Genomic DNA, 8,926 nt, shown 5'->3' with positions numbered 1-8,926 from the left:
GTTCCCTACCTGCGTGATCTCGGCGAAGAAGCTCAGGAAAGCGCCGGCTGGGGGTCCAACCGCAAGTTGTTCAACTTCAGCGCCCCCTTCGACGGTGCTCCGCAATACGTCACCCTCTACGCCTCCTACCGGCAGCCCTTTGCCGATCAGCATGTCTATGGCGGTGGGACCGACCCGGTGGGCAACCAGTACGGCGCCATCTTCCCGAGCGGAACAGCCTCGGTGGCCACACGACCGGCGCCCTACGGCTATGACAGCCGCCGCCTGCTGGTGAGCAACGGTCTTAACAGCCCCGGACAACTCGACAGCCCCACCTTCCGGGGCAGCCGCCCCCGCAAGGTGGGGCCACGGGTGGTCCGACTCCAGCAGATCGCAACCGGTGGAACCGTCAATCCCCGTCGCGGCGGAAACCCCAGCGTTCGCACCACTGAAGCCAGCACCCAAGCCGTGATCAAAGCGGTGTATGTGCAGGTGCTAGGCAACGGTGGCTATGCGGGAGAGCGCATGGGCTCAGCTGAAGCCCGGCTCGAGAACGGCGACATCTCCCTGAAGGATTTCGTACGAACGGTGGCCCGCTCCGATGCCTTCCGTCGCCGCTACTGGAGTGGCCTCTACATCGTGAAGGCCATCGAAGCAATGCACCGCCGTCTGCTGGGACGCCCAACCTTCGGTCGCTGGGAAATTAATACCCTGTTCGACACCGCTGCCCGGCACGGCTTCTACGGCGTGGTAGATGCGCTGATCGACAGCCGTGAATACAGCGAAGCTTTCGGATCCGACACGGTTCCATTTGAGCGATTCATCACCCCAGGCGATGTGAACGCCCGTCGTGCCCCAGGCTGGGCACGCCCGCTCAACCTTGCCGCTGTCGCTGATCTCACCCAGAGCAGCCGCCCAGAAGCGCGGCCAGCGGAAGGGTTCCGCAGCAGTGGCAGCATCACACCCCGCAACCTGGTCGACACCAAGCCCACCTCCCAAGGAACCTGGAAACCCACCAGCGGCGCCGACTCCCGTTGGTTGTCGGTGGTGCGCCAGCAAAGCCTGGCCTCGAAGAAAACCGGCTTCCCGATGCGTCGGGCCAGTGGGCCCGAGATTAGCAAACTCGATGGCCCCACCTGGACCGTCAAGAGCCGCTCCGTCGCGGCCGGGAAGACCCAGGCCCTTTCGACCATGGGGCAAGCATTGGCCAACGCCGATGCCTCTGGATTCCAGCTGCGGGCTGGGCTCCCGGCGATGTTTGAGCTGAAACAGCCCTGCAGTGAATCTGAACTTCGCACCGTACTCGATGCGACATACCGGCAGCTGCTTAACCGTGTTCCAACGGAAAGCGAGCGCCTAGTCTCCGCCGAGTCACGGCTGCGCAATCAGGACATCGACCTGCCCGATTTCATCGCTGAAGTGGCCATAAGCGAGGCGTTCCAGAACCGCATCACCTCCATGGCTCCGCTTCGAGCTGCTTCAGCAGCAGGTTTGGCTCTGCTGGGACGGGCCACCACCCCAGCAGAAACCAGCCGCTTCCTGATCACCCGCGCTCAAGCGGGCCATGGAGCTGCCGTGACCGAACTGTTGGCGGAGCGAATCAGCACAACGGTGCCTCGCATCGACGGCATGTCGACAGCATCAGGTATCAGCCAAGCCACCATCCAGCGCACGGCCTCGCTCTACCGCGGCAATGCCGGCCTGAATCCGCCCACAGGCAACGCGATCTGAGCCAAACGGCCATTTTTCTGACAAACAACCGCCCCAATTCACAGCGGTTGTTGTCATTGGATCCCGGTGAAGTGCCGCTTCATCGGGATCATTTTGTGCGTCTTGAGACCCTCTAGGGCCATGACGCAAATCGCAGTCATGGCAACGGCTTTCCGGGTACAGCTCATGCCGTGAAGAACTGTTACCCGGGCAAAAATCCCAGGCCGTCGCCAGCGCAGAATGCCTCAGCCGATCCCAACGGAGCGAGACCACAACGATCAGTGTTGACCGTTGTGAACAAGTCTCACTCCCGACGCTTCGACCCCCTGTCTCAGCCTTTACTCTGAGACACGATCCCTCGGGATCACCCCTTATTCACCGGATACCGGTCTCCTACGGGCGGCCGCTTGTTTCGAGGCAGAACTGCATGAGCATCGTCTCCAACTCGATCATCAACGCGGACGCCGAAGCCCGCTACCTCAGCCCTGGCGAACTCGACCAGATCAAAGCCTTCGTCACCGGCGGTCAACGCCGTCTGCGCGTGGCCCAGGTCCTGTGCGAGAGCCGCGAGCGCATCGTCAAGCAGGCTGGTGGTCAGCTGTTCCAGAAGCGTCCCGACGTCATCTCCCCCGGCGGCAATGCCTACGGCGAAGAGATGACTGCCACATGTCTGCGTGACATGGACTACTACCTACGCCTTGTCACCTACGGCATCGTTGCCGGTGACGCGACTCCGATCGAAGAGATCGGTGTGATCGGCGCGAAAGAGCTCTACCGCTCCCTGGGCACTCCCCTTGAAGCCATGGCAGAAGCCGTGCGCGAGATGAAGATCGCCGCCATGGGTCTTCTCACCGGAGCCGACGCAGAGGAAGCCGGCACCTATTTCGATTATGTGGTTGGCGCCCTCGCCTGAACCGCTCGCTGAATTCCCCTCTCGTCTCCTCACGGATCCATGCAAGACGCCATCACCAACGTCATCAACAAGTCGGACGTCCAGGGCCTGTACCTGGACACGGCTTCGATGAGCAGCCTCGAGTCGTATTTCGCCAGTGGTGAGCTGCGTGTACGCGCTGCCGCTGCCATCAGCGCCAATGCTTCGGCCATCATCCGTGATGCCGTGGCCAAGGCCCTGCTGTACTCGGACATCACCCGTCCCGGCGGCAACATGTACACCACCCGCCGTTACGCCGCCTGCATCCGCGACCTGGATTACTACCTGCGGTATTCCACCTACGCCATGCTGGCTGGCGACACCTCGATCCTCGATGAGCGTGTTCTGAACGGCCTGAAGGAGACCTACAACTCCCTGGGTGTGCCCATCGGTGCCACCGTTCAGGCTATCCAGGCCATGAAGGAAGTCACCGCTGGACTGGTCGGCCCTGATGCCGGCAAGGAAATGGGTGTCTACTTCGACTACATCTGCTCCGGCCTCGGCAACTGAACCCCATGCGGTTGTTCAAAGTCACTGCCTGCATTCCCAGCCCTGAAAAGGTTCGGACGCAGCGCGAATTGCAGAACACCTTCTTCACCAAGTGGGTGCCCTACGACAGCTGGTTCGCTGAACAGCAGCGCATCCAAAAGCAGGGTGGCCGCATCATCAAGGTGGAGCTCTGCACCGGGGATCAGCAGGTCAATGTCGGCAACTGAACTCTGCTCCAAAGAGAATTCTAAGCCCGGTTCAACACCGGGCTTTTTTGTTGGCCATCAACCGTGGAGGGTCTGCGCCACCAAAGCATCGAGATCCGGAAGAACAGCGGCATCTCCCTCTCCCAACCAAAGCACGTACTCGTGGTTGCCGGCAGGCCCGGTGATCGGCGAAGCCACCAAGCCCTGGAGCTGCCAACCCGATTCTGCCGCCGCTGCAATCACGGATTCAATGGCATCCCGGTGGGCCGCAGGGTCACGCACCACGCCGCCCTTGCCGACGCGGCTCTTGCCTACCTCAAACTGCGGCTTCACCAGCACAAGCGCATCGGTGTCGGGACCCTGCAACAACCGGCGCAACGCCGGAAGAATCAGCCGCAGGGAAATGAACGACACATCGGTGACCGCCAAACTGGGCCAGGGGTCGTCGGCCCCATAGAGATCGTTGGACTGCAGATGGCGCAGGTTGGTGCGTTCCCGCAGCACCACCCGTTCGTCGGTTCGCAGGCTCCAGGCCGTTTGGCCGTAGCCCACATCAACGCCATAAACACGAGTAGCGCCGTGCTGCAGCAGGCAATCGGTGAAGCCGCCGGTGGAGATGCCGCCATCCAGGCAGACGCGCCCCTCCACCCGCACAGGGAAAGCCTTCAAGCCCGCCAGCAGTTTTTCGCCCCCTCGAGAGACAAAGCGGGGGGGCTGCTCCACCCGCAGTTCTCGCTCCGGCGTCACCTCCGTTCCGGGCTTATCCAACAGGGTACCGGCGCCATCCCGCACCTTTCCAGCACGAATCAATTGCTGCGCCTGTTGGCGTGAACTGACCAATCCACGGGTCAGGAGTTCCAGATCAAGACGCTGTTTGAACGCCATTGCGACATAAAAGCAGACTGATCCCAAAGAAAACCGGCGATCCAGCGGCTGGAGCGTGTTCTCCCAAGAGGATTGCCGCAATTCGCGTCGAGGGACGTGTCCAACCACCGCCCCCAACCCGCAAAGGTGGTGCCGCTGTTGCGGCCGGGCAGCTTTGTGCGGCTCGATAACCAGCCCTCCGACCGGCCGCCCTTCCAAGTTCTTCACTGCCGCGGGGGACGCTGCTGGGTGCGCCAGCAATCCTGGGGATCTCACGTGCAGTGGGAAGTTGAGCATAAGCGGTTGAACGTTGCGTAAGCGAAGCAACTGCTCACCAAGTCCTGCAAAGACTCCCAGCCAACAATTCTGTTCAATCAGTGCCTTGGCAAGGCAACCATTTCACGGCTCAATGGAGCATTGAGGCTGTTTGAGCAAACGTTTGGGTCAAACGACAGCCCTCCAAAGAGCTTCGAGACGACGGGGTAAACAAGAGACTCAGAAGTCGGCTCTGGTCCAGCTTCTGCTGCCCTTGCCGTGGCAGCTCTGGCCAGCAGAAGCTCGCCTGCTGATGGGGCTGGCGGGGTTCTGGAGTGTGGCAGGGCTGGTGGTGTTGGCGTCCGCCAGTTGGTGGGTGGCCCTACGGGAAATGGGCGATGGCGGTTTCTATCTGAAAAGGCAGGCGATCTGGCTCTTGGCCAGCTGGAGTTTGCTGGGCATCACGATCTCCACCAACCTGCGGCGCTGGCTGCGCTGGTCAGGCCCAGGGCTGTGGATGGGCTGCCTGCTGATCGCCGCCACCCTGGTGATGGGCATCACGGTGAACGGCGCCAGCCGCTGGCTGGTGCTGGGCCCGCTGCAGATGCAGCCCTCGGAGCTGGTGAAACCCTTTGTGGTGCTGCAAGCCGCCAACCTGTTTGCCCCCTGGAGCCGTATGAGCCTCGACCAGAAGCTGCTTTGGCTGGGGAGCTTCGGCGGGCTGCTGCTGCTGATCCTCAAGCAACCCAACCTCTCCACAGCGGCCCTGATGGGACTCACCCTCTGGATGGTGGCCCTGGCGGCCGGCCTGCGCTGGCGCAGCCTGCTGGGCACCGCCTTGGCAGGATCGCTGCTGGGCACCGCCAGCATCCTGATCAATGAATACCAGCGGATCCGGGTGGTGTCGTTTCTGGATCCCTGGAACGACCCGATGGGAGATGGCTATCAGCTGGTGCAGAGCCTGCTGGCGATCGGATCGGGCGGTTGGATGGGGCAGGGCTATGGCCTCTCCACCCAAAAGCTCCAATACCTGCCGATCCAGAGCACCGACTTCATCTACGCGGTGTTCGCCGAGGAATTTGGATTCGTGGGCTCGGTGCTGTTGCTGCTGTTCCTGATGCTGGTGGCCTGGGTGGGGCTGCGGGTGGCCCTGAGCTGCCGCAGCAACCAAGCACGGCTCGTGGCCATCGGCTGCACCACAATCCTGGTGGGCCAGTCGATCCTGAACATCGCTGTGGCCTCTGGGGCGATGCCCACCACTGGTCTGCCGCTGCCCTTGATCAGCTACGGCGGCAACTCGCTGATGTCGAGCCTGGTGATCCTGGGCCTGCTGATCCGCTGTTCACTGGAATCCACCGGCTTGATCGGGGGGCGATCCAACAGGCGACAACGGTCGTTGCGTCAACACTGAACCTGGTCTGACGATCGGCTTGCCTGGATAGGCTTTACATACTCAAGGGCACCTGTGGACCTGCTGCTGCTCTCCGATCTGGCCCAGAGCAGCGAACAGCTGCTGCAGCGCGCCTTGGCGGATCCAGGACCACTGACCCTGGCGCTGGTGTTTGGGAGTGGCGCTATCACCAGTCTGGGGCCGTGTTCCCTGTCATTGCTGCCGGTGACATTGGCTTACCTGGCGGGCTTTGACGATGGCCAACCGGCCTGGCAGCGCAGCCTCGCCTTCTGCGGCGGCATCGTCGGCGCCCTGGTGGTGCTGGGAAGCATCAGCGGCTTGCTGGGCCGGATCTACGGCCAGGTGCCGTCGCTGATCCCCACATTGGTGGCGATCCTGGCGGTGGCGATGGGTCTCAACCTGCTGGGAGTGCTGCGGATTCCACTGCCCAGTGGTCCGGATCCGGACCACTGGCGTCAGAAGGTTCCGGCCCCGCTTGCGCCAGTTGCGGCAGGACTGGCCTTCGGGCTGGCGGCCTCACCCTGCACCACCCCCGTGTTGGCGGTGCTACTGGGATGGATTGCCCAGAGCGGTCGTCCCCTGGCAGGGGTGGCCCTGCTCAGCAGCTTCGGTATCGGCCAGGTGCTACCCCTGCTGCTGGCGGGCAGCTTTGCAGCAGCCATTCCCAAACTGCTGGCCCTGCGGGGCATCAGTCGCTGGGTGCCGCCAGCCAGTGGTGTGGTGCTGCTCACCAGCGGCCTGCTGACCCTGCTGGCCCGCTGGAGCTGATGGGGATGGCGCTACTGAAACGCATGGCCGTCTGGCTCAGCGATCTGCGGCTGGCCATTGTGCTGCTGCTGCTGATTGCCCTGGCCAGTGCCGTGGGCACCGGCATCCCCCAGGGGGATACTCCCTCGAGCTACATCGATGCCTATGCCGATACCCCCTGGCTGGGGCTACTCCACGGCGAGCAGGTACTGCAGTTGCAGCTTGATCATGTGTATTCCAGCGGCTGGTTTCTGGCCCTGCTGGCCTGGCTAGGGCTCGCCCTGATCCTCTGCAGTTGGCGCCGCCAGTGGCCAGCCCTGATGGCGGCCTGGCGCTGGATCGACTACCGTACCACACGCCAGCTGAGCAAATTGGCAATCGCCGAAAGCCAGTCCTGCCCTGACCCCAGCCAGGGGCTGACACAGCTGGAGACGGTGCTGCGAGCCGACGGATGGGAGGTGCAACGCAAGCCACAACGGCTGGCGGCCCGACGCGGCGCCATCGGCCGGATGGGGCCCCTATTGGTGCACACCGGCCTGGTGCTGCTGATGCTGGGTGCAGCCTGGGGTGCCCTAGCGGGGAACCGCCTTGAGCGCTTCCTGGCCCCCGGCCGCAGCCTCGATCTACTGGATCGCGATGGCACCAGTCAGCTGACGATCGCCCTGGATAGCTTCGCCATTGATCGAGACCCTGCCGGCCGAACAGAACAGTTCCGCTCCACTCTGAAGCTGCAGGGCCCCAACCAAAGCTTGGATGCCGAGATCAGCGTCAATCACCCGCTGCGGCACCGGGGCATCACCATCTATCAGGCGGATTGGTCGCTCGCAACGATCAGCCTGCAGATCGGGCGCAGCCCCGTGCTGGAGCTGCCGTTGCAGACCTATCCGGAGCTGGGTGATCAGATTTGGGGCCTAGTGCTGCCGACCCGCCCTGATGGCACGGAACCGGTGTTTCTGAGCCTGGAGAGCGAACAGGGTCCTGCCACGGTTTTCGATGCAAACGGCCAGCAGCTAGCGCGACTGCGACCGGGTGGTCCCGCCGCTGAGGTGAAGGGCTTGCCGATGCGGGTGGACGCGGTGCTGCCGGCCAGCGGACTGCTGCTCAAACGGGATCCTGGAGTACCGCTGGTTTACCTGGGCTTCGCAGTACTGCTATTGGGCGGTGGATTGAGCCTCGTGGCCACCCGGCAGCTGTGGGCCATCGCTGCCGATGGAACCCTCAGCGTGGGTGGCCTCTGCAACCGCAACCTCGCCGCCTTCGCCACTGAATTGCCTCAGTTAGTGCAGCAAGTGGTGGTCGATCAGCAGGGCTGACGGGTGCCGTGACTCACCCGCACCACGGTGTGCACATTGCCGCGGGGATTGAAATCGGCTTCCAGCTGCATCCACACCGGATCGGTGGCCATCACCAGATCATCAAGGATACGGTTGGTCACCTCCTCATGGGAGACCGACTGGTCGCGGTAGCTGTTCACATAAAGCTTGATCGCCTTCAGCTCCACCACCCGCGGCCCGGGTTGGTAAATCAGGCGCAGCACCGCGAAATCGGGATAGCCGGAGAAGGGGCACTTGCAGGTGAATTCCGGCAGCTCGATCGACACCTCATAGGGGCGCCCAGGCCGGGGGTTGTCGAAGCAGATCAGCTTGGCTTCGGCGATGGTGCGTTCGCCGTAGAGGGGGGTCTGGGTCAAAGGGATGAAGGGGCCAGTTCTGATCAGCGACCCTAAGAAGTCAAGCTTCGGCAGCGTTCTGTAACAGCGGCCACGCACGGCTCTGAGAACCGCGGCATCCTTGAAACCAGATCAGTACTCCGCCATGAAAAAGGTCGAAGCAATCATTCGTCCTTTCAAGCTGGAAGACGTCAAGGTGGCGCTGGTGGAGGCCGGCATCATCGGCATGACCGTGAGCGAAGTGCGGGGCTTCGGCCGCCAGAAAGGCCAGGTGGAGCGCTATCGCGGCTCGGAATTCACCGTTGAATTTCTGCAGAAACTGAAGATTGAAGTGGTGGTCGAGGACGACCGGGTCGAAGAAGTGGTCAAGTCGATCGCCGATGCCGCCCGCACCGGTGAAATCGGTGACGGCAAGATCTTCGTCAGCCCTGTGAAATCGGTGGTGCGCATCCGCACTGGCGACCGCGACAGCACAGCTCTCTGAGCTTGCAACGCCAGAACAGCCCTATCCGCCGCGGCGTTCTCCAAGCCTGAGCGGATCAAAACCAACGGAGATGCCGAATTCCTCGGCAAATTCCACCACCCGACACCAGGCCCGGTCCCCACCGGTTCCGGGCCGAACGATACCTCGAAGAATCACCGGGGCTGAGTCGCTCTGGAGCGAC

The 8,926-nt window shown here is 62.7% G+C and carries 10 protein-coding genes; 8 read left to right on the top strand and 2 right to left on the bottom strand.

The window, feature by feature from the left end:
• From ACGVJ8_RS02815 to ACGVJ8_RS02800, 4 genes are all read left to right on the top strand, one after another.
• A partial coding sequence (locus ACGVJ8_RS02815; protein WP_392345384.1) for a phycobilisome rod-core linker polypeptide occupies positions 1 to 1,710 on the top strand: 1,710 nt, incomplete at its 5' end.
• Positions 1,711 to 2,116: 406 nt separating this feature from the next.
• The gene (locus tag ACGVJ8_RS02810) at positions 2,117 to 2,602 is read left to right on the top strand and encodes an allophycocyanin (RefSeq protein WP_392345383.1); all 486 of its coding nucleotides are present in this window, start codon (positions 2,117 to 2,119) and stop codon (positions 2,600 to 2,602) included.
• Between the two features lie 39 nt (positions 2,603 to 2,641).
• Complete coding sequence (gene apcB / locus ACGVJ8_RS02805) at positions 2,642 to 3,130, top strand: allophycocyanin subunit beta (RefSeq protein WP_392345382.1); 489 nt, start codon at positions 2,642 to 2,644, stop codon at positions 3,128 to 3,130.
• 5 nt (positions 3,131 to 3,135) lie between these two features.
• Positions 3,136 to 3,336 carry a phycobilisome linker polypeptide gene (locus ACGVJ8_RS02800; protein ID WP_392345381.1) on the top strand — a complete coding sequence of 67 codons (201 nt, stop codon included), beginning with the start codon at positions 3,136 to 3,138 and terminating at the stop codon, positions 3,334 to 3,336.
• 57 nt (positions 3,337 to 3,393) lie between these two features.
• Here ACGVJ8_RS02800 and ACGVJ8_RS02795 read toward each other — a convergent pair whose 3' ends face one another.
• Complete coding sequence (locus ACGVJ8_RS02795; protein ID WP_392345380.1) at positions 3,394 to 4,200, bottom strand: TlyA family RNA methyltransferase; 807 nt, start codon at positions 4,198 to 4,200, stop codon at positions 3,394 to 3,396.
• 547 nt (positions 4,201 to 4,747) lie between these two features.
• Here ACGVJ8_RS02795 and ACGVJ8_RS02790 point away from each other — a divergent pair.
• The 3 genes from ACGVJ8_RS02790 to ACGVJ8_RS02780 are packed head-to-tail and all read left to right on the top strand — an operon-like array spanning position 4,748 to position 7,905.
• Positions 4,748 to 5,845, top strand: a complete 1,098-nt coding sequence (locus ACGVJ8_RS02790) for an FtsW/RodA/SpoVE family cell cycle protein (protein ID WP_392345385.1) — start codon at positions 4,748 to 4,750, stop codon at positions 5,843 to 5,845.
• 54 nt (positions 5,846 to 5,899) lie between these two features.
• A complete protein-coding gene (locus ACGVJ8_RS02785) occupies positions 5,900 to 6,613 on the top strand; it encodes a cytochrome c biogenesis CcdA family protein (RefSeq protein ID WP_392345379.1) in 714 nt (237 codons plus the stop codon).
• Between the two features lie 5 nt (positions 6,614 to 6,618).
• Positions 6,619 to 7,905 (top strand): cytochrome c biogenesis protein ResB, encoded by a 1,287-nt coding sequence (locus ACGVJ8_RS02780; protein ID WP_392345378.1) that lies wholly within the window; start codon positions 6,619 to 6,621, stop codon positions 7,903 to 7,905.
• On the opposite strand, the gene queF is transcribed toward ACGVJ8_RS02780, so the two are convergent.
• Positions 7,893 to 8,282 carry a preQ(1) synthase gene (gene queF, locus ACGVJ8_RS02775; RefSeq protein ID WP_392345377.1) on the bottom strand — a complete coding sequence of 130 codons (390 nt, stop codon included), beginning with the start codon at positions 8,280 to 8,282 and terminating at the stop codon, positions 7,893 to 7,895. The two genes, ACGVJ8_RS02780 and queF, sit on opposite strands and share 13 nt — an antisense overlap.
• Before the next feature lie 124 nt (positions 8,283 to 8,406).
• Between queF and ACGVJ8_RS02770 the strand changes: the two genes are divergently transcribed.
• On the top strand, positions 8,407 to 8,745 hold the full coding sequence (locus tag ACGVJ8_RS02770) for a P-II family nitrogen regulator (RefSeq protein WP_392345376.1): 339 nt from the start codon (positions 8,407 to 8,409) through the stop codon (positions 8,743 to 8,745).
• Positions 8,746 to 8,926 lie beyond the last annotated feature (181 nt).

Source organism: Parasynechococcus sp. (genome assembly GCF_042954245.1).
Lineage (GTDB): Bacteria > Cyanobacteriota > Cyanobacteriia > PCC-6307 > Cyanobiaceae > Parasynechococcus.
This window is presented reverse-complemented; position numbering and strand designations above follow the sequence as displayed.

What these genes read in the sequence shown, in the direction of transcription:
- ACGVJ8_RS02810 (WP_392345383.1), top strand. Translation starts at nt 2,117, where the DNA reads ATGAGCATCGTCTCCAACTCGATCATCAACGCGGACGCCGAAGCCCGC.
- apcB (WP_392345382.1), top strand. Translation starts at nt 2,642, where the DNA reads ATGCAAGACGCCATCACCAACGTCATCAACAAGTCGGACGTCCAGGGC.
- ACGVJ8_RS02800 (WP_392345381.1), top strand. Translation starts at nt 3,136, where the DNA reads ATGCGGTTGTTCAAAGTCACTGCCTGCATTCCCAGCCCTGAAAAGGTT.
- ACGVJ8_RS02795 (WP_392345380.1), bottom strand. Translation starts at nt 4,200, where the DNA reads ATGGCGTTCAAACAGCGTCTTGATCTGGAACTCCTGACCCGTGGATTG.
- ACGVJ8_RS02790 (WP_392345385.1), top strand. Translation starts at nt 4,748, where the DNA reads ATGGGGCTGGCGGGGTTCTGGAGTGTGGCAGGGCTGGTGGTGTTGGCG.
- ACGVJ8_RS02780 (WP_392345378.1), top strand. Translation starts at nt 6,619, where the DNA reads ATGGCGCTACTGAAACGCATGGCCGTCTGGCTCAGCGATCTGCGGCTG.
- ACGVJ8_RS02770 (WP_392345376.1), top strand. Translation starts at nt 8,407, where the DNA reads ATGAAAAAGGTCGAAGCAATCATTCGTCCTTTCAAGCTGGAAGACGTC.